22 protein-coding genes are annotated in these 19,334 nt (G+C 61.8%); 13 read left to right on the forward strand and 9 right to left on the reverse strand.

Annotation, left to right across the window (positions count from 1 at the left end; translation table 11 throughout):
- Positions 1 to 2: 2 nt before the first annotated feature.
- The gene (locus BUS06_RS22070) at positions 3 to 1,529 is read right to left on the reverse strand and encodes an AMP nucleosidase (RefSeq protein ID WP_074266563.1); all 1,527 of its coding nucleotides are present in this window, start codon (positions 1,527 to 1,529) and stop codon (positions 3 to 5) included.
- A 199-nt stretch (positions 1,530 to 1,728) separates the two neighbouring features.
- Between BUS06_RS22070 and BUS06_RS22075 the strand changes: the two genes are divergently transcribed.
- The 6 genes from BUS06_RS22075 (at position 1,729) to BUS06_RS22100 (ending at position 6,781) form a co-directional block, all read left to right on the forward strand.
- A complete protein-coding gene (locus BUS06_RS22075) occupies positions 1,729 to 2,124 on the forward strand; it encodes a hypothetical protein (protein WP_074266564.1) in 396 nt (131 codons plus the stop codon).
- A 178-nt stretch (positions 2,125 to 2,302) separates the two neighbouring features.
- On the forward strand, positions 2,303 to 3,298 hold the full coding sequence (locus BUS06_RS22080) for a homoserine kinase (RefSeq protein WP_074266565.1): 996 nt from the start codon (positions 2,303 to 2,305) through the stop codon (positions 3,296 to 3,298).
- Positions 3,289 to 4,095, forward strand: coding sequence for a BPSS1780 family membrane protein (locus tag BUS06_RS22085; protein ID WP_074266566.1), 807 nt, complete (start codon positions 3,289 to 3,291; stop codon positions 4,093 to 4,095). The genes BUS06_RS22080 and BUS06_RS22085 overlap by 10 nt, the downstream gene beginning before the upstream one ends.
- A gap of 130 nt (positions 4,096 to 4,225) precedes the next feature.
- Positions 4,226 to 4,678: a MarR family winged helix-turn-helix transcriptional regulator gene (locus BUS06_RS22090; protein ID WP_074266567.1), complete on the forward strand. Its 453-nt coding sequence runs from the start codon at positions 4,226 to 4,228 to the stop codon at positions 4,676 to 4,678.
- A gap of 147 nt (positions 4,679 to 4,825) precedes the next feature.
- Complete coding sequence (locus BUS06_RS22095) at positions 4,826 to 5,245, forward strand: organic hydroperoxide resistance protein (protein WP_074266568.1); 420 nt, start codon at positions 4,826 to 4,828, stop codon at positions 5,243 to 5,245.
- 36 nt (positions 5,246 to 5,281) lie between these two features.
- Positions 5,282 to 6,781, forward strand: coding sequence for a cryptochrome/photolyase family protein (locus tag BUS06_RS22100; RefSeq protein ID WP_074266569.1), 1,500 nt, complete (start codon positions 5,282 to 5,284; stop codon positions 6,779 to 6,781).
- An 80-nt stretch (positions 6,782 to 6,861) separates the two neighbouring features.
- Here BUS06_RS22100 and BUS06_RS22105 read toward each other — a convergent pair whose 3' ends face one another.
- Entirely contained in the window at positions 6,862 to 7,038 is a 177-nt protein-coding gene (locus BUS06_RS22105) for a DUF3563 family protein (RefSeq protein ID WP_074266570.1), read from the reverse strand.
- A 131-nt stretch (positions 7,039 to 7,169) separates the two neighbouring features.
- Positions 7,170 to 8,360, reverse strand: coding sequence for an extracellular catalytic domain type 1 short-chain-length polyhydroxyalkanoate depolymerase (locus BUS06_RS22110; protein ID WP_074266571.1), 1,191 nt, complete (start codon positions 8,358 to 8,360; stop codon positions 7,170 to 7,172).
- 422 nt (positions 8,361 to 8,782) lie between these two features.
- Between BUS06_RS22110 and BUS06_RS22115 the strand changes: the two genes are divergently transcribed.
- A complete protein-coding gene (locus BUS06_RS22115) occupies positions 8,783 to 9,493 on the forward strand; it encodes a phosphatase PAP2 family protein (RefSeq protein WP_074269233.1) in 711 nt (236 codons plus the stop codon).
- A 182-nt stretch (positions 9,494 to 9,675) separates the two neighbouring features.
- Here BUS06_RS22115 and BUS06_RS22120 read toward each other — a convergent pair whose 3' ends face one another.
- On the reverse strand, positions 9,676 to 10,059 hold the full coding sequence (locus BUS06_RS22120) for a tautomerase family protein (protein ID WP_074266572.1): 384 nt from the start codon (positions 10,057 to 10,059) through the stop codon (positions 9,676 to 9,678).
- 98 nt (positions 10,060 to 10,157) lie between these two features.
- Between BUS06_RS22120 and BUS06_RS22125 the strand changes: the two genes are divergently transcribed.
- From BUS06_RS22125 to BUS06_RS22135, 3 genes are all read left to right on the forward strand, one after another.
- Complete coding sequence (locus BUS06_RS22125) at positions 10,158 to 11,012, forward strand: LysR substrate-binding domain-containing protein (RefSeq protein WP_074266573.1); 855 nt, start codon at positions 10,158 to 10,160, stop codon at positions 11,010 to 11,012.
- A 75-nt stretch (positions 11,013 to 11,087) separates the two neighbouring features.
- Complete coding sequence (locus tag BUS06_RS38675; RefSeq protein ID WP_074266574.1) at positions 11,088 to 11,330, forward strand: DUF4160 domain-containing protein; 243 nt, start codon at positions 11,088 to 11,090, stop codon at positions 11,328 to 11,330.
- Entirely contained in the window at positions 11,327 to 11,728 is a 402-nt protein-coding gene (locus BUS06_RS22135; RefSeq protein WP_074266575.1) for a DUF2442 domain-containing protein, read from the forward strand. Before BUS06_RS38675 ends, BUS06_RS22135 begins: the two co-directional genes overlap by 4 nt.
- Positions 11,729 to 11,764: 36 nt before the next feature.
- Here the strand turns inward: BUS06_RS22135 and BUS06_RS22140 are convergent, their stop codons facing one another.
- The gene (locus tag BUS06_RS22140; RefSeq protein WP_074266576.1) at positions 11,765 to 12,343 is read right to left on the reverse strand and encodes a hypothetical protein; all 579 of its coding nucleotides are present in this window, start codon (positions 12,341 to 12,343) and stop codon (positions 11,765 to 11,767) included.
- Positions 12,344 to 12,536: 193 nt separating this feature from the next.
- Between BUS06_RS22140 and BUS06_RS22145 the strand changes: the two genes are divergently transcribed.
- Both BUS06_RS22145 and BUS06_RS22150 read left to right on the forward strand, forming a co-directional pair.
- Positions 12,537 to 12,899: an MbcA/ParS/Xre antitoxin family protein gene (locus tag BUS06_RS22145; RefSeq protein ID WP_143787722.1), complete on the forward strand. Its 363-nt coding sequence runs from the start codon at positions 12,537 to 12,539 to the stop codon at positions 12,897 to 12,899.
- Complete coding sequence (locus tag BUS06_RS22150) at positions 12,896 to 13,597, forward strand: RES family NAD+ phosphorylase (protein ID WP_074266578.1); 702 nt, start codon at positions 12,896 to 12,898, stop codon at positions 13,595 to 13,597. The genes BUS06_RS22145 and BUS06_RS22150 overlap by 4 nt, the downstream gene beginning before the upstream one ends.
- Positions 13,598 to 13,620: 23 nt before the next feature.
- On the opposite strand, the gene BUS06_RS22155 is transcribed toward BUS06_RS22150, so the two are convergent.
- The 4 genes from BUS06_RS22155 to BUS06_RS22170 all read right to left on the reverse strand — a co-directional run bounded on the left by BUS06_RS22155 (position 13,621) and on the right by BUS06_RS22170 (position 18,241).
- Complete coding sequence (locus tag BUS06_RS22155; protein WP_083611770.1) at positions 13,621 to 14,358, reverse strand: metallophosphoesterase; 738 nt, start codon at positions 14,356 to 14,358, stop codon at positions 13,621 to 13,623.
- 164 nt (positions 14,359 to 14,522) lie between these two features.
- Positions 14,523 to 15,950, reverse strand: a complete 1,428-nt coding sequence (locus BUS06_RS22160) for a c-type cytochrome (protein ID WP_074266580.1) — start codon at positions 15,948 to 15,950, stop codon at positions 14,523 to 14,525.
- 19 nt (positions 15,951 to 15,969) lie between these two features.
- The gene (locus tag BUS06_RS22165; RefSeq protein ID WP_074266581.1) at positions 15,970 to 17,571 is read right to left on the reverse strand and encodes a GMC family oxidoreductase; all 1,602 of its coding nucleotides are present in this window, start codon (positions 17,569 to 17,571) and stop codon (positions 15,970 to 15,972) included.
- An 88-nt stretch (positions 17,572 to 17,659) separates the two neighbouring features.
- Complete coding sequence (locus tag BUS06_RS22170; protein WP_074266582.1) at positions 17,660 to 18,241, reverse strand: sugar dehydrogenase complex small subunit; 582 nt, start codon at positions 18,239 to 18,241, stop codon at positions 17,660 to 17,662.
- A 276-nt stretch (positions 18,242 to 18,517) separates the two neighbouring features.
- Here BUS06_RS22170 and BUS06_RS22175 point away from each other — a divergent pair, with 276 nt between their 5' ends.
- Positions 18,518 to 19,180, forward strand: coding sequence for a DUF1345 domain-containing protein (locus BUS06_RS22175; protein WP_074266583.1), 663 nt, complete (start codon positions 18,518 to 18,520; stop codon positions 19,178 to 19,180).
- Positions 19,181 to 19,334 lie beyond the last annotated feature (154 nt).

Consider the following 19,334-nt stretch of genomic DNA (forward strand, 5'->3'; position numbering starts at 1 on the left):
GGTTATTGGAAGGCCACCTCAGCAAAGCTGCGCAGCTTGCGGCTATGCAGACGATGCAGACCGTTCATGCGCAACAACTCCATCGCCTTCACGCCGATCTGCAAGTGCTGATCCACCTGCGCCCGATAGAACTGGTCGGCCATGCCCGGCAGCTTCAGTTCGCCATGCAAGGGCTTGTCGGAGACGCAAAGTAAGGTGCCGTAAGGCACGCGGAACCGGAAGCCATTCGCGGCAATCGTCGCGCTTTCCATGTCCAGCGCAATCGCCCGGCTCTGCGAGAGACGCTGCACCGGTTCGCGGTGATCGCGCAGCTCCCAGTTGCGGTTGTCGACGCTCGCCACCGTGCCGGTACGCATCACGCGCTTCAGTTCGACGCCGTCGAGCTGCGTCACCTGCGCGACCGCCCGCTCCAGCGCCACCTGCACTTCTGCGAGCGCAGGAATCGGCACCCACAATGGCAGATCGTCGTCGAGCACGTGGTCTTCACGCACGTAGCCGTGCGCCAGCACGTAGTCGCCCAGACGCTGCGTGTTACGCAAGCCGGCGCAGTGGCCAAGCATGACCCACGCATGCGGGCGCAGCACGGCGATGTGATCGGTAATGGTCTTCGCGTTCGACGGGCCCACACCAATGTTGATCATCGTGATGCCGCTGCCGTCTGCACGCTTCAGATGGTATGCGGGCATCTGCGGCAAGCGCGGCGGCGCCGTGCCTTCGACGGCCTGCTCGCCAAGATTCTCGTTGTAGGTGATCACGTCGCCCGGCTCGACGAACGACGTGTATTCGCTGCGATAGGCGCGCAACTCTTCGTCGTCCGTATGTCCCATCATCGTGCGGCCGAGTTTGACGAACTCGTCAATGTAGAACTGGTAGTTCGTGTACAGCACGTAGTTCTGGCAGTGCGTGGGCGAAGTCGCCGTGTAGTGCTTGAGCCGATGCAGCGAGAAGTCGACCCGCGCGGCCGTGAACAGCGCGAGCGGATGCGGCTCGCCGGGCCCCGGCTCGTAGGTGCCGTTGACAATGCGATCGTCGAGAAAACGCAGATCCGGCGTATCGAACACGTCACGGATGCCAAGCAGCCGCTCGCGATCGAGGTCACCTTCGAGGTGGATCCCTTCCGCAAAGGCGAAATGAACCGGAATGGGCTGATCCGACACGCCCACTTCGATCTGCACGTGATGGTTTTTCGCCAGCAGACGCAGTTGCTCACGATAATAGTTGCCGAACAGGTCGGGCCGCGTCACGGTAGTTTCGAACACGCCCGGGCCAGCCACGAAGCCATAGGACCGGCGCGAATCGATATGCGTGTTGACCTCGGTCGACACCCTGACAAACGGGTAACACGCACGCACCCGGCGCTCGAACAGCTCATTACGCCGGTAACGCGCGAAGGCATCGCGCAGGAATGAGGTGTTGGCTTCGTAGATAGCGGACAGGTGAGTCACGGCATCCGCTGCGTCGTCGAAGGCCTCGGTCGGGAAGTCATTGGCGGGTGTCTGCACCGCGCGCTGATTGGTGTTGTTGTTCATCTTCGTTCGCCTCGAGTGATGAATCCACATTACCACGGAAACCTGACCGTTTGGTCATCCGGGGACGGACCAGCGGGCGTCGGCACGTTTGAGCGCATGCCGCGCACACGAAGCGCGAAAGCGGCGCAAAATAAGCCTGACGCTCCGCGTGGGCAAGGCTGGATTTGCTAGAATCGGGGCACCTTATTGGAGAATGACCATGAAGCCGCTCCTTCCCGTCGCCGTTGCTTTGGCGCTCGCCATCGGCAACACCGCGATGGCTGCCCAGCCCGCAGACGCAACGCCGCCCGCCAGCCCGCCCTTGTCCGCCAATGAACAGGCTGGGCTGCCTGACCTGGCCGCGATCAACCGTCCGGCCGCTGAGGTCAGCTCGAAGGTCGAAATCAACCAGCCGCGGCTGCCGAGTTTCTACGAAAAGAGCCCGAACGGCACTGAAATTACCGAATATCGCGACAAGGGTAAGCCGGTAGAAATCGACGTGCATTCGAATTTCGGCACGAGCTATCACATGGGTGCACCGCTCGACACATCGCCTACCGCAAACAACAGCGGCCATCCGAGCACGCGTCTGCCGTCCATGAGCCTGAGCTACTAATCGATCGTTTGAGTGCGGCCCAGCAGCGGAGCGCGGACGGCTCCGCTTGCACGCAGTGAATCGCCCGCGGCCTGGCGCCCGGGCCTTCAACCGGTTTGTCCCGCTTGCCCTGATTACCCATACCTTGCCGCACTGGCCGCACCGCGCCAGCCCGACCACCTGATCCGACGTTTCCCGCATGGCTGTCTTCACTGCTGTCACCGAACCCCAACTGGCTGAATGGATGCGACATTACGATCTCGGCGAAGTCGTCGAGTTTCGCGGCATTTCCTCGGGTATTGAAAACAGCAACTTCTTTCTGACGACGACGCGCGGCGAATACGTCCTCACGATTTTCGAAAAGCTGACGGCCGGGCAACTGCCGTTCTACCTCGACCTGATGCAGCATCTGGCCGCGCACCAGGTGCCGGTGCCGGACCCGATGCCGCGCGAAGACGGCGCCCTGTTCGGCATGCTGCACGGCAAGCCAGCCGCTATCGTGACCAAGCTTGAGGGTGGACCGGAACTGGCGCCAGGCGTCGAGCACTGCATCGAGGTCGGTCAGATGCTGGCGCGCATGCACCTCGCGGGGCGCGATTACCCGCGTCATCAGCCGAATCTGCGCAGCCTCTCGTGGTGGCAGGAAACCGTGCCGAGCGTGCTACCGTTCCTCACCGACGCACAGCGTGCGTTGCTCAGCGAAGAACTCGCGCACCAGCAGGCTTTTTTCGCCTCAGCGGACTACGCCGCACTGCCCGAAGGTCCGTGCCACTGCGATCTGTTCCGCGACAACGTGCTGTTCGCCCACGCGGCGCCGGCCAGCGGGCACACAGTGCGTCTGGGCGGGTTCTTCGATTTTTATTTTGCCGGCTGCGACAAATGGCTGTTCGACGTGGCGGTAACCGTCAACGACTGGTGTGTCGATCTGACGACCGGCAAGCTGAACGACGCGCGCGTCGAGGCGATGCTGCGCGCCTATCAGACTGTACGGCCGTTTACCCCCGCAGAGAACCGTCACTGGGGCGACATGCTGCGCGCGGGCGCCTACCGCTTCTGGGTCTCGCGCCTGTATGATTTTCATATGCCGCGGGCGGCCGAACTGCTCAAGCCGCACGACCCGGGCCATTTCGAGCGCATTCTGCGCGAACGCCTTTCCGGCGCTGCACTTCCAGGCATCCATACCTCATGCAACTAATTGAAGTTCCCGCGAAGACCGGCTATGTATGGTTTCGGCAAGGTATCTGGCTGTTTCGCAAGAACCCGCTCGCCTTCCTGACGCTGTTCTTTGCGTATCTGCTGGTAATGACGCTGGTCGCGCAGATTCCTTACGTCGGCGGCGTGCTGCCGCTCGCGTTCATTCCGGGCGTCGCGGTGGGCTTTATGGCCGCCTGCCGAGACACGATCGCGGGCAAACCGGTGTTTCCCACCATTCTGGTAGACGGCTTTCGCTCGTACGGCTCGGTCGTCGCCAAACGCCTGCTTCTGCTTGGGGTGCTGTACCTCGTCGCGATGGCGCTCGTGCTGGCCGGCTCGGCGCTCGCCGATGACGGCATGCTGCTCAAGGTCATGCTGGGCACGACGACGATGGACCCGGACACGATCGTCAACAGCAACATCACGATGGGCTTCCTTGCAGCGCTGGTCTTCTATATTCCGGTGGTAATGCTGTTCTGGTTCGCGCCGATCCTCGCTGCGTGGCACGACGTGTCGCCCGTCAAGGCGATGTTTTTCAGCATCGTCAGTTGCTGGCGCAACCGCGGCGCCTTTATCGTGTTTGGCGCGCTGTGGTTTGCGGTGGCCACTACCGTCTCGTTCGGACTGACCGCGCTCATGCAGGCGCTCGGCGCGGGAGATTTCGCGGTCGCCGCGCTGATGCCGGCCACGATCATCGTCACGACGATGCTCTACTGCTCCTTCTACGCGACCTATCGCGGATGTTTTGGGGTGCAAACGTCCGACACGCCTGATCTGCCTACCACGCCGGCTAGCTGAAGTCTTATCTTTACGCGCTGCGCCAGGTTGCCGTTCTTAGCCGGTCGCATGCTGCGCGCACGGCGGAATTACGTCACAATTGCTTTGTGCGCAATCCATTTGCGTGCGTCCATTTTGACTGAGCCGCGTCATGACCCAACGCCCCGCCCTTCCGCTTACGCTCGACGAGCAACTCTGCTTCGCGCTCTATTCGACCTCGCTCGCCATGACGAAGGCGTATAAACCGTTGCTCGAAAAGCTCGGGCTAACCTATCCGCAGTACCTCGCCATGCTGGTGCTCTGGGAAAGCGACGATGTGACCGTGAAGGACATCGCGGCGCGGTTGAATCTCGATTCCGCCACCGTCACGCCGCTGTTGAAACGGCTCGAAACGCAGGGTTATCTCGAGCGGACGCGCGGCGTCGAAGACGAGCGGCTGGTTTATATCCGGCTCACCAAGCAGGGCGCGGCGCTCAAACGCATGGCGCGCGACGTGCCCGCCGATATTTTCTGCGCTACGCAACAGTCTCCGGAATTCCTCATCCAGTTGCGCGACGATCTGACACAGTTGCGTGGCACGCTCAACGACTATCTCGACCACTAGTTCGCACGACCTGCAGGGCGGCTATCACTTTCATTTGCAATTTCGTTTGCACACTAATGATTAGTGAGCTATCTTTATAGCATGCCGATTCGACGATGGTCAGCGCGAAGCGCGGCAATCTTCCGACCCAAACCAAGGAGCAGCGAAATGAGCGTACTTTACAAGGCAACGGCAACCAGCACGGGTGGACGCGATGGCCGCGCGGTATCGTCGGATCAGGTTCTGGATGTCAAGCTGGCTGCGCCGCGCGAACTGGGCGGCAATGGCGCGGTCGGAACGAATCCGGAGCAACTCTTCGCCGCCGGGTACTCGGCTTGCTTTCTTAGTGCGATGAAGTTTGTCGCCGGTCAGCGCAAGCAGGCGTTGCCCGCGGACACGACGGTCACGGCAGGTGTCGGCGTAGGCCCGAACGACAATGGCGGCTTTGCACTGGACATCGAACTGCGGGTGTCACTGCCGGGTCTCGAGGCCCAAGCGGCCCGCGAACTGGTGGACGCGGCGCATCAGGTCTGCCCGTACTCGAACGCCACGCGCAATAATGTTGACGTGCGCTTGCAGGTCGCCTGACCTGAGACGGCGCTCCCACTCCATCAATCGATACTCATGACGCGCGTCCGACGCCTGAATACCGAATTCGACACCGGCCTCGTCTGGTTTCGCCGCGATCTTCGCAGCACGGACCAGGCCGCGCTTTACTACGCGCTGAAGCATTGCCGACGGGTCTGGTGCGTCTTCGTATTCGACACGACGATCCTGCAGCCGATCATCGAGACATGGCGTAGCCGCCGGCCGGATCATCTACCCGAAGACCGGCGCGTCGAATTCATTCGCGCCGCGCTGGAGGAACTCGATCAGGCGCTGCGTCAGAATGGCGGCGGCCTGATCGTGTTGCATGACGATGCCCGCCATGCGGTTCCGGCACTGGCGGCGCAACTCGAGGTCGAAGCGGTCTTCACGAACCATGATTACGAACCCGCTGCGATCGAGCGTGACGAAGCGGTACACGAACAGTTGGCCGAGCAGGGTCGCCAGTTGATCACGTTCAAAGATCAGGTGATCTTTGAACGCGACGAGATTCTCACGGGACAAGGCAAGTCGTTCACGGTGTTCACACCGTACAAGAATGCGTGGTTGAAGCAGCTAAACGCCTTCGATCTCAAGCCGTATCCAGTGGAGACGTATTTGGCGCATCTGGCCGCTCCGCCGACTGGGCTGGATCGCGGCCTGCCCACGCTCAAACAGTTGGGCTTCGCGCCCAGCAATCTCGCCGAACTGAAATTGCCTACCGGCATGAGCGGCGCCCAACATCTGCTCGACGATTTCCTTACCCGGATCGCGGGCTACGGCAAGCGTCGCGATTTCCCGGCCGTAAAGGGTCCGAGTTATCTCTCGATGCATCTGCGTTTCGGTACCGTGTCGATCCGCACATTAGCGCGGCTCGCGCACGAGATCTCATTGCAGCCGGACGGACAAGGCGCGGCGACATGGCTCTCTGAGCTGATCTGGCGGGATTTCTATTTCATGATCCTGTCGTATCACCCGAAGCTGTCGAGCGGGTCGGCATTCAAGGCCGAGTACGACAAGTTACGTTGGGAAACCGGTCCGCAAGCCGACGCCGCGTTTGCAGCATGGTGCGATGGCCGCACCGGCTACCCTCTGGTCGACGCAGCCATGCTGCAGCTGAACCAGACGGGCTACATGCACAACCGGCTGCGCATGGTAACGGCGAGTTTTCTGGTGAAGGATCTTGGAATTGACTGGCGCCTCGGCGAGCGCTATTTCGCCGAGCAATTGAACGACTTCGATTTTTCGGCCAATAACGGCGGCTGGCAATGGGCGGCGTCAACCGGCTGCGATGCGCAACCGTACTTCCGGATTTTCAACCCGGTGACCCAATCGGAGAAATTCGATCCGGAAGGGCGCTTTATCAAACGCTACCTTCCGCAATTGTCGAACGTGCCGCCGAAGTGGATTCACGCGCCCTGGCTGGCTGGCGTAGATCGGCTGGCGGACTTCGGGGTGACGCTTGGGGAAAACTACCCGGCGCCGATCGTCGATCACGCGGAAGCGCGTGAACGGACCTTGGCTCGATTCGGCAAGTGACTCACTCGGGCGATTCACCCGCTAGTAAGCACTCACATGATCGAACTACAGTAACGCAGGTAAAGCTACCTACAGCCTGCTTAGTGCTGGGTCATCCACGCCGGGTGACGTGTCGCTGCTTCACGGTCGAGCTTGCGCATACGAAACTCGAGGTCATACAGGTCCGTGGCTTCAGCCAGGTAAGCGTCGCTACGCTCTTTGGCCATCTGGTCAGCGGATTTCGTCAGGAACAGGAACAAGCGGGTCAAGAGATACATGGTGAACCTCGGACAGTGATCTAGGGTTAATTCCTAGTGGATAACCCGTATTATAGGGAAAACCCTAGGTTCTGCCAAGATATCTTTTCTGAGGTGTTGCTCTACTGCTCTCCGGCTTCGTCTTTTTCCCGCTAAGCCCCGCCCGACGCGGCTCCCACGGAAACACGCGCGGTCTCGCGAGTCGCCGTCGCGCGTCGCTGATATTTGAAAAACTCCCAGATCAGCGCGCTCGCATCGGGTCCTTTGGACGAATGGAACGGCACCGCGTCGTCACCACCGCTCCACGCATGACCCAGAGCCTGAACGCGGCACATACGCACCACGCGCCGTCCGCCCCGGATGTAGTCGCGCGTCACGACCCCCGCTTTACGCTCCTCTCGCTCTTCGCCCGCTATGAGCTTGCCCTCGGCATCCACCAACCCGTTCAGGCGCAGAAACTGGGCCGTCAACTGCTCCGCATTGGCCGGCGCGACCACATGATCCGCGTCGCCATGGATAATGACGGCGGGCATACCGGGAAAACCTCGGACATCGACGGCTTCGTCGACCAGCACGATCGGGTCGTGCCGCGTACCGCGCCGCATGACGTCCATTGCCGCGATCCCCGAGCGGGCCTCGCCGAACGCCGGTCCAGAATGCATCGCAACCGCGGCGAACCGTTCAGGATAGTGCGTCGCGAGCAAGGCCGTCAGCCCTGCTCCCGCCGACAACCCCGCCACATATACGCGCTCACCATCGAAGCCATGTTCGGCGACCAGCGCGTCGACCAGCGACACCACGGCGCGCGCCTCGGCGCCGCCGGCGGTGTCACTGGCGTCGTACCAGTGCCAGCAAAGGTGCGCGTGGACATGCTTGGACTGCTCGGGGTACACCACTGCAAAGCCGAACCGATCGGCGAGCAGGTTCATGCGAGTGCCCTCGGCGAATTCGTCGATGGACTGCTTGCAACCATGCAGCATCACAACGAGCGGCAGCGGCGCAGACGGCGTCCCCGGCGGCACATACAAGCCATATTGCAGATGATTGACCAGGCGCCCCGGCGCAGCCGGCGCCGAATGGAACGAGCGCGTCCACGATCCGCTCGCCCAGGCGGCTGCCCGCGGACGCACACGCGATTCGCGCGCGCCCGGCCGGGGCGTCTCGCGTTTGGCGGGCGTACGCAGTGTGGGTACGGGTTTGACCGGTTTGAGCTTGGCGGACACTTTGCCCGTCGGCCGGGTTGGCCGCGCGGCCGTGCGCTTGACGTCGCGCGCGTGTTTGGCCTGAATCGACATCAGACGCTTCAGACCGCCGAGCCAGATTTTCGTCAGACTTTTTGCCATCGGATGGTGACCTCGCAAAAAGGGACCGATACTGTTCTACAAAACCTCAGGTTCGAACCGTAGGTCGTTGTGCAATGCACAATAACACCAATTCCGATGCTGCGCCGAACGCCTGGCGCATCCCTATTTCCGGGCTCGCAGTCACGCAGTGTCTGGCTGTCCGCGGTGGTACGGCGCATTGCCAAGACTTTTTGCCCAGGGTTTCATACGTAAGCAGGAGTAACCGGCAGATCGGCGCCTCCCGCCAAAACGGCGCCAAATGGCCGCCGTGCAAACTCCGTCGGGCACTCCCGTCTATACTGACAGTCAGATAGATTGAACACGTAAACCCTGTCTTGATCCTTGTCGGCCAGATGGACGGCTGGCGCGTTAAATATAACTACGGTCCTGATTCTACGCGGCGCTTGCCACGTTTCCTTTCCATGCCTGACTTGTCCTATCACCTTTGGTATTCGATCACCAGCCTCGGCGGCGCCGGCCTGACGCTGCCGCTCGCCATTGCGATCGCGCTGTGGCTGGCGCTCGGCTACTCGTGGCGCATGGCGGCGGGCTGGCTGTTGCTGCTGAGTGCGGCAATCGGCGTCGTGACCGTTACCAAGCTGGCTTTTCTCGGCTGGGGCGTCGGCGTGCGCGAACTGGATTTCACCGGCCTAAGCGGTCACGCCATGCTGTCCACCGCCGTCTATCCGGTTGCCCTGTTCCTGATGCTGCTGCCCGCACGGCCCAAGTTTCGCCTTGTGGGCGTGTTGCTCGGACTGGTCGCGGGCATCGCTGTAGGGATGTCACGTGTGGTGCTGAGTGCCCACTCACCCTCTGAGGCGATCACCGGCTGTATCGTCGGTGCGGTGACCGCGCTGCTGTTCGTGCGCTGGTCGTGGGATGCAGAGCCGGGCCGCTTGTCCGCGGTGCCCGTCGCTGTCAGCCTCATGATGCTGACGGTGGGACTGCACGGCGTCCATGTGCCGACACAGCGCTGGGTGACGCACATTGCCCTCAAGGTATCCGGCCACGATCGGCCGTTCATTCGTGCGCGTTGGAAGGCGGGTCGCTACGACTCTCCGAGTGCCGCGCCGCTGTCGCAAACTCAAAACACCTTGGCGCCGCCGGTTCTTTTGAACAACGATAGCGTGTGACGGCGCGGCAGCGCTGACCGTCGGGGTCAGGTCGCCGCCATCACAGCAGGCGCAGCCGCTCACAGCAGGTAGAGGAAAGAGGCATAGCCTCTTTCCGGTCATGCTACATAGCCCGCAAACAGCCGGGTCGCACCCAAATCGATTCGCCATCCTATGCGCCAGGATCGCCAAACAGCTCGATCCTAAGTCGCGTACTGCCCAATCCCATTACCGAACGACCAGTTTTCCTTCGGCACGTCGACGAGATTCACAAACACGTCTTCCGGCCTCACGCCTGGACTTTCCGCCAGAAGCTCGGCGATCCGCTTGTACAGCGCCTTTTTCAGCTCGACGGTGCGCGTATTGTTCGCGGTGATCTGGATCAGCACGAGATCGTCGCTACGGTTGATGTCCAGGTAGTGCTTGCCATAAAAGAAGTTGTCCTCATCGTGCTCGGTGACGACCATGAACATGTCGTCCTCCGGCACATTGAACACCTCAATCAACGAACGTTGAATGCCTTGTGTGAGGGCCTTCCGGTAAGCCGCCGGCTTGCCGGCGCGGACAGCAATTCGGGTGAACGGCATGATGAAAGCTCCTTTCGATGAAGATTGAGTACACAGCTTAGACCGCATCGATCATAATTAACAGACATCATCGGCTATTTCATATATTTTCAATTGAAATGAAAGTACTCGATCTCGATGCGGTTCGCGCGTTCGTTCTGGTCGCCGATCTGCACAGCTTCACTCGCGCGGCGGATGCGCTCGATACCACGCAGTCGGCCGTAAGTCTGAAGCTCAAGCGGCTGGAGGCGCATCTAGGCAAGCAGCTAGTAGAACGCACGCCGCGTGTCGTAAGGCTGTCCGCGGATGGCCACGCGTTTCTCATGGCCGCGCGCGATCTGCTGAACGCACATGAACGGGCGCTTGGTTCGTTGTCGGTGGAACGGCGCAGGCTGGCGTTGGGCTTGAGCGAGCATGTCGCCGGCAGAGACCTGCCGGACTTGCTGGCAAAGCTCAACAGCTACGATCCGGGGCTGGTAATCGAACTGCATCTGGGCATGTCGTCGGCACTGCTGGCACAGTTCGACGAGCGACGGCTCGACGCGGTGATCGTCCGCTACGAGCCTGAGGATGCGCCGCGCGACGATGCGACGGTGCTTTTCAGCGAACCACTCGGCTGGCTCGCGGCGCCGGAGTGGCTGTTGCGGGTCGGCGAGCCGCTGCCGCTCGCGCTGCTCACTGCGCCGTGCAATGTGCGCGCTGTGGCAATTCATTCGTTGGACGAGGCGGGCATCGCGTGGCGCGAAGCGTTTGTTGGCGGTGGAGTGGCTGCTGTCGGCGCAGCGGCGGCGGCCGGTCTGGCTGTGGCGCCGTTGGCGCGACGGGTGGCCCCGCGGAGGTTGATCGACGTCGGTGAGAGGCTTGGCTTGCCGCCGTTGCCGGAATCGCGCGTCACACTGCATTCGCGGTTGCGGGACGCGCGATCGGTGGAGACGCTGAGATTGCTGGCGGGTGGGTTGGGGAGTGGGGTTTGACTTGTCCTCAAGGCGCATGGCATCGTTCTGCCGCGGCGCATAAAACCCAAGCGGCTACGGTATATAATCATTAATATGCCAATCATTGCCCGAATCGACGGTTTGATCATCGTCATTTATCCACATGACCACACGCCGCCGCACGTGCATGTGCTTGGGCCTGATGGTGAAATAATTTACGAACTGAATTGCCCAGCCGGCCCAGTATCGATCCGTGAGGTTAGAGGCTATTCGGAACGCGAGGCACGCAAGCTCGCTAAGCGCGTGAACGAACTGGTGCCGTTCTTGTGCTCCGCATGGAAAGGAATCCACGCATGAATACGCATGAAGAATGGCGCCTCGCGCGCGAGCGAGGGGCGGAAACGGCAAAGCGGCCTGCCGCGCGCACGGCTTGCTACAAGCCACGAACGAAGCGGCTGGAAATTACGCTAACCAATGGTATTTCGCTGCTGGTTCCGATCGCCTATATCGAAGGGCTGCACGAAGCGGTGGCAGCCGACCTTCGTCAGATCGAGATTTTCGGTCTAGGCTCCGCGCTACTGTTTCCCGCGCTGGATGAAGTGGTCTCGGTGCATGCCCTGATCGACGGAGTGTTCGGCTCGAAAGCCTGGATGCGCGATATCGGACGGGTGGGTGGGAGTGCGAAGTCGGAGGCGAAAGCGACGGCTGCGAGGGAGAACGGCAAGAAGGGAGGGCGCCCCCGAAAAGCGGCGTGATCCTCCTGGAAGCAAACTCAGCCCAACCGTACGAACTCAGTGCAGGATCGGCGGCAAATTGCTGCTTTGGGCTACAGGCCTTGCTGCCGTACTCGCCATCGTGGCGTCCGGCTGAGCAGGAGCCGGTCTCGGCGCTACGCCCGCCATTGCGGACGCCGGCTGTGTCGAAACCGGTTTTGCGGCGATTTTCTGCTGCTTGCGCTGCGTCGCCTTGGGACGCACTGCCGCCATCTGCACATGGCCACTACTGGAACGGGCCACCTTGAGCGGCCTGCTCGATACGCTCCTGGCGCCAGCCATCTTTACCGTCGAGGCATGTGCAGACCGACCGGATACACCCGCAGCAGCGACCCTTACGTGGGGCGTCGCTTGACGCGCGAGGTGCGTCTTGGTTCCAGGGGCAGCGCGAACCGACGCGACCTTTTTGCGAGGCGCGCCCTTCACCGCAACCTTCCTCGCATCCACAGGCACAGCCGTACGCCCCTTGGCCCGCTTTACCGGATGCGCCGCCTCAGGCGGATTCCACACCTCCGAATACTGGGCCGCCTGCGCTTGCGCCGTCGCCACACCACAAGCTACTGCCACCACCGCTACCGCCACTGCTCGCACCCACATCGCCCGCCGCTCCTCGTAATCTCGTTCGCTTGTTGGGACGCGATTATACCCAATTATCCTTGCAATAATCCATATCTGGACTAATATTGATACAAAGTACAGATAAGGACCAGACCACATGCCTCACGCCGCCCGTCTCACCCCCGACGATCCGCCGCTACGCCGGCCCGTCACGGAACCCTCGCTGACCGAAATGTCGGCGGCGGGCCTGCGCGCCTTCTTCAAGATCGCGCGCGACTGGGATCTGAGCACAGACGAGCAGATCATCCTGCTCGGCTCGCCGGGACGCTCGACGTTCTTCAAATGGAAGGCCGAGCCGCAAACAGCACGGGTGGGGCGCGACACCGTCGAACGGCTTTCGCTGCTGCTCGGCATTTACAAAGCATTGCAGATCCTGTTGCCGCAGCCCGCCGCAGCCGACGGCTGGATCAAGCGCCCCAACAGCGCGGCGCCGTTCGGCGGCCGCCGCGCGCTCGACCGGATGCTCGCCGGCAATATCAGCGACCTCGTCGCCGTGCGCCAATATCTCGATGCGATGCGAGGCGGCTGGGCGTGACAGAACTGTATTGGCAGGACCGCTGGCGCGTGGCGCCGCTCGACTGGTCGCCCGCGTATCGCGTCATTCCGACGCGCTTCCCCGCGGTGAATCTGTACGACCGGGTCGCCTCTCCCGAAGACTTCGACGCGCTTTACGCGCTCGAGGCAATGACCAACGACCGCTTGCGCACCGAAGTCGGCGAACTCGATCTGGTGCCGCGCGAGGAACGGCGCTTCGGTCCCGGATATGGGCCGATCATGGCCGCGTTCACGCATCTGAATCCGCTTGGCAGCCGCTTTTCGGACGGCAGCTACGGCGTGTTCTACTGCGCCCGTTCCCGCGCCACCGCGATCGCGGAGACGCGCTATCACACCGGCAAATTCCTCGCGGCTACCGCCGAGGCGCCGACGCGTCAGCAGATGCGCCTATACACGGTGATCGCGGGTGGCGAGGTGGTCGATCTGCGCGGCGACGCATCGCTAGATCCCGCGGTTTTATCACCGCACGACTACAGCGCCGGGCAAGCGGCAGGTCGCGCAATACGCGAGGCGGGTGCGCCAGGAATCGCCTATCCGTCCGTACGCGATCCCGGCGGCGAATGTCTCGCGGCGTTCAGAACCACGCTGTTGCGAGACTGCCACCACGCGGCCTATCTGGAATACAACTGGAACGGCAGCGCCGTCGATATGGTGTTCGAACTGAATCAGGTGGGATAGGAGCGACCGCTAAAGCGGTCCGCTCACGGCAACGCGAGCGCTGCGGCGCCTACGGCGCGCGCCGTCTCGACAGTCACCGACCAGCGCTCGATCTTGCGGGCCTCGACCAAAGTCAGCTTGCCGCCCGGCCCGAACGCACCGGTGTCGATGAATACCTGCGCACCGATCTGCTGAACTTCACGCATCGGCGTGTGGCCGCAGTAGGTGAGCGACAGACTGCGCTGCCGGCTCGGGTCGCCGTTGCCCATGGCAAGCCGGCGCCCCCACAGCATTTGCTGCCGTTCGTCGGCGGAAAAGTCGGCGAGGTCGAGATCGGTGTCTGTACCGAAGAATTCCGCATGCAGCACATTGAAACGCTCGCGGCCGGTGCCGACCACGCGTGCCAGCGGCAAACGGGACAAACGTTGCGCGTAGTGCCGCAGCTTCTCATCCGGCAATTCCGCCGCCCAGGTGCCGCCAATGCCGTACCACCACTGCCGGCGCAAGCGCCCTTCGGCGACGGCACACAGCGTGTCTTCGTGATTGCCGAGCACGGCGTAAAACCAGGGCTTGTCGAGTAACGCCAGCGCCTCCTCGGACTGGGTGCCGCGATCGATCAGATCGCCAACCGAAAACAGCCGGTCCCGCGACGGATCGAACTCCACCTCGCGCAACAGATAACGCAACGCGTCGACGCAACCATGCAGATCGCCCACGACAAAGTCGCGGCCGGTGCGGTTGACGTCGTGATGCTCGACGGTAGTAACGATTGCAGGAGTCATGGGGACCATAATAGAACGCGAACGCAAAGTGCGTATGCGCGCTTTCCATCTTTTCTTAAACGGTTGCTGCGCGGCATGACCTGCCGCGGTCTGCTTTTTGTTGAATCAGCGATGCAACCCGGAAAGGCATCCCGGACTGCACCGCAATTTTCAGACCTGAACGGTCATTGTTGCTGCGCCCGCAGTTTCGCCACCTGATCGACGGACAATGTGGCTTGCGGGTTACCAAACTGCTTCGTCACATAGTTCGTGATCGCCGCCACCTGATCGTCAGTAAGTTCTCCGCCGAATGCCGGCATCAGCACATCGGACTGCTTCGTCGTGCGGCTGACGCCGTGCAGGATCACCATCGCCAGATTCGCAGGATCGTTCGCGCCGGCCGTCGAGTTGTGGAGCAGCGAAGGATACGCCCCGGGCGCACTCGCGCCGGTACCTTGCCCCGTCCAGCTATGACACGACGCGCAGTTGGCGACAAACAGTTGCGCGCCGTTCACGCCGGTAACCTCGGTGCCGCGCAGCGCGGTCACGTCGCTGGCGGGCGTACCCAGCTGGTCGCGCGGATGCGTTTCGCCGCCGCTCACCGGTGTAACCGAACGCAGGTACGTCGCGATCGAACGCAGATCTTCAGGCGTCAGATACTGCGTGCTGTCCTCGACGACCTGGCCCATCGGTCCCGCCGCGTTTGCACGGCCCGGCACGACACCCGTCGACAAATATTTGACCAGATCATCGTCGCTCCAGTTTCCGATGCCGCTATTTTTATCCGGCGTGATATTGAATGCGTGCCAGCCGGCCTGGGTTGCGCCAGAAAAGCGATCGGTCGACTTCAGTCCTTGCAGGATGTTGCGCGGCGTATGGCACTCCTCACAGTGCGCGAGCCCTACCACCAGATAAGCACCGCGATTCCATTCCGCGCTCTGCCTGGGATCGGGCACGAAGCGCCCTTCGGTGAAATTGAACATATTCCAGAACACCATCAGCCAGCGCTGGTTGAACGGAAAGCGCATTTCGTTGCGCGGCGGCGCGTAATGGATCGGCGGCAGCGTGTTCAGATAGGCGCGAATCGCCTGCACATCTTGCCCGGTGACCCTCGTGTACTCGGCATAAGGGAATGCCGGATAGAGCCGTTCGCCGCCTTTGCCGATGCCCTCATGCATCGCGCGCTGGAAATCGGCGTCGGTCCACTGGCCGATACCGGTGTCCGGGTCCGGTGTAATGTTCGGCGTATAGATCGTGCCGAACGGTGTGGCAATCGGCAAACCGCCGGCAAACGGGCGGCTTTTATCGGCCGTGTGGCACGCCACGCAATCGCCGGCACGCGCGAGGTATTCGCCGCGCTTCACCAGATCCGGATCGGAGGATGCAGTCCCGCTCGGCGCTGCGTCCCCGGATGACGGCGAGTCATCGGCCATCGCCTGGGTAATCGGCGATTCGTCGTCGCGACGCACCGGCGGACCATAGGCGTTGTCCCACGCGAGATACATCGCAAACAGCGAGAAAGCAGCGGCAAGCGTCGCCATCCGGATACGGCGGCGGCGCACGCCCTGTGCGAGCAAACCGGCCGGCTGCACGCGAGACGTTTTGTTCGTCATTGTGGCTCTCCGGATCGGTTCAGATTTCATGCTTGAGCTTGTCGGCCAGCTTGAGCGACAAGGCCGCAATCGTCAGTGTGCAGTTCACCGAGGCAGCCGTGGGCATGACACCGCTGCTCGCGATGAACAGATTCGAATGGTCGTGCGTACGGCAATCCGCATCGACGACGGAATCCGCCGCATCGTTGCCCATGATCGTGGTGCCCATGATGTGATTGTTCGGCGCGAAGGTGTCGTCGAACGAGACCTCGGTGCCGCCGAACAGCGCTGCGATCTGCGCATACAGTTCGTGCGTGTTGGCTGCGCTCTTCTTCACGTAGTCGTTGATCGAGTAGTAGATCTCCGGCTGCGGAATACCAAGCGAGTCCTTTTGATCCGCCGAGGGCACGATACGGTTCTGCGGTTCTGCCAGATGTTCGTGAAAGCTGTTGATGTTCAGCGTGCGCGCCGCGCGGTCACGAATCTGACGGTCCAGTTCGGCGCCCGTCACGCCTTTTTTGATCAGACCCGCGGTGACCGCCATCGTCGGCACACCATTGGAGAGATGCAGCTTTTTCGCTGCGTATTCGGAGCGGAACGCGCCGTCGCGGAAGTTCACCACCGAGGTCATTTCCATCGGCCCGCGTCCCGGCCACAGCGGTTCGTTGGCAAGGAAAGTCACACCCGTGCCTGGATGGTCCATCAGATTGCGGCCCACCTGGTCGGAGCTGTTGCCGATGCCGTGCGGAAACTTGTCGGAGGTCGACATCAGCATCAGTTTGGGTGTTTCGATGCCGTTCGCCGCGAGCACGAACAGCTTGCCGCTCACGCGGGTGCTGTTGCCGTTCGGATCCTTATAGTGGACCGCGGTAATGAGCCCACTGTTGTCCGCTTCGACGCGATACACGACGGCTTCCGGGATCAGCTTCGCCCCCGCTTGCTCGGCCTTCTCCGCATGCACCACGCCGTTATACATGGCGGCGATCGGGCAGATCGGCATGCAGTTGTTGTTGCCGCAACAGGTGGGGCGAGCATCGTAGGGCCGGCTGTTGCGCGCCACCGGCTCGGGCACCACCTTGAAGCCTTGCGCGTTGAGCACGTCGCTAAAGCGCTGATCCATGTACGACAACGGCAACTGACTCATCGGATACGGCTTCGAGCGCGGCGAGCCGAGATCGATCCTGCTGTCCGGACCGGACACGCCGAGCTGCAGCTCAGCGGCGGAATACCAGGGCTCCAGCGTTTCATACGGATAAGGCCAATCGCGGCCCACGCCGTACAGTTTCTTCAACTGGAAGTCCGAGGGCAGCAGGCGCCACGCGGCAGCCGCCCAGTGCCAGGTGGTGCCGCCCACCAGCCGCACATACTGCGAGTTGTACGGATACTCACCTTTCTGGATCAGGTAGTTGTTGGCCGGCGCATACTCGGGATGCGGCGCGTAGGGCGTGGAAGGATAAGGTGTCGCAAAGTCGTCCTTGACCGGCGAGTTACGGAAGTTCTCGACGATCTGCCAGCGAGGAATACGCGGCCCTGCTTCGAGCACGATCACCGAAGCGCCGGCCAGTGCCATCTGATGCGCGACCAGACCACCCGCGACGCCCGAGCCGACTACAACGACGTCGGCGGAATTGGAATTTGCCATTGTTGCCCTCTGTTGCTGCTTGCTTATTTATGCATGCCGCAGTCGCAGACGACGCGAGCCACGACACGTTCGAGAGGCATGCTGTGCTTCAAGCGCCGGCTGGCTTTTGTGTCCAGTAGAACGGCACGTCGCGGCAATAGGACGGAATGGTCAACACGTCCTTGACCGGATCGAACATCAGCGCGCTTTCGTAGGCCACCACCTGGACATGTGGCATCTCGCCGACAAGCCCGAGATACCACGCGCGCATGATGGCGCTCACCGTCTTCGCGAGCACCGGCTGATCGGTCTGCAGCGCTTGCGTGACCGTGTCCGATGGCACACCGCCATGGCCCTGCAGCCACGTATTGAGCGCGCTGACGTTCTGCGGGAACTGGGCGTCAGCGTGGACTAACGCATCGTAGACACGCTTGGCGAGGACCGGGTTGAAGCTGGTTCGAGCAGTTAAATGCTGGGACAACGCAAGGAAAGCATCGAGTCCGCCGCCTGCGGGCGCGTCGGCAAAGGCGGAAGGAATGCCGAATGACATCCCGAAGCGTCCAGCGCTCGTGAACGCCAGCGCAGCAGCCGCTGCGCATGCGCCGAGCAGCCACGTTCGGCGGCCGGCTGATTGGACATACGTCACCCTGGGGTGCGCATGATTTTTATCGTTATGTTGGACATCTGTCATGGCGGCTCCACAGATGATGAATCGATTTTCAACCGGCCAACATTGCGGGTATTGGCATGCCTACGCTGCAAGTTGTTCCGGTCGCCCGCCCCAAACCTGGTCTACGCCGCTTAAGCGGTCTCGTCTTACTGCTGCTGCGATATGAAAAGAAATGACAAAGTGAAAGCCCGGCGCAAGGCCGTTGCGACAGACTATAGCTGCCTCACGAGCATTCGACAATTGGCGCCGGAAGCTCAAGGTAGAATCCGCCACCCTCAATCCTGCTTGATACCGCACATGCCAACGAATTTTTACCCGCAGGTTCTACGCAACCGTCCACGCATGGTTGTCGCGCTTGGAATCGGTATCATCGGCGCGCTGGTGGTGCCCGCCCACATGCGGCCGATGGTACGCGTGCTGGCTGGATGGGACATCACAGTCTGGTTGTACCTTGTGCTCATCTGGCTGCATATGGCCAAGGCAGACGAACACGACGTCCGCGAATTCGCGCAACGCGACGACGAAAATGCCGGCGTCGTCCTGTTCGTCATCTGCCTGGCGACGCTGGCGAGCATCGCGGCCATCGTCCTCGAACTGGCATCCGCAAAGAATCTCGCCGCCGCGTCGACGCTCGCGCACTACCTGCTCACAGGCCTGACCATGTTCGGCGCATGGTTCCTGATTCCGACCATTTTCACGCTGCACTACGCACGCCTCTACTACACTCCGGACGCGCACGAAAGCGCCTTGCTATTCCCGGATGACAAGCTCGAACCGAACTATTGGGACTTCCTGTACTTCTCGTTCACCATCGCGGTGGCGTCCCAGACCTCGGATGTGGTGCTGCGATCGCGCACGATCCGGCGTGCCGCATTGGCGCAATCGATCCTGTCGTTCTACTTCAACGTTGCCGTGCTAGGCCTATGCGTCAACATCGCGGCCGGACTGCTCGGCTCGTAACGCAACTGGACCAGCGCACCAGGATGCGCCCATAATCAGACCAGCCGGCATCGTGAATTGTTAACGGTGCCGGCCGCAGAAATCCGTTTCGTGTAAAACCCGCTGGGCGCTCACCCGATTTACACGCCGGCCGCGGACCAGAAAACCTGCGGCA

It is taken from the genome of Paraburkholderia phenazinium (assembly GCF_900141745.1).
Lineage (GTDB): Bacteria > Pseudomonadota > Gammaproteobacteria > Burkholderiales > Burkholderiaceae > Paraburkholderia > Paraburkholderia phenazinium_B.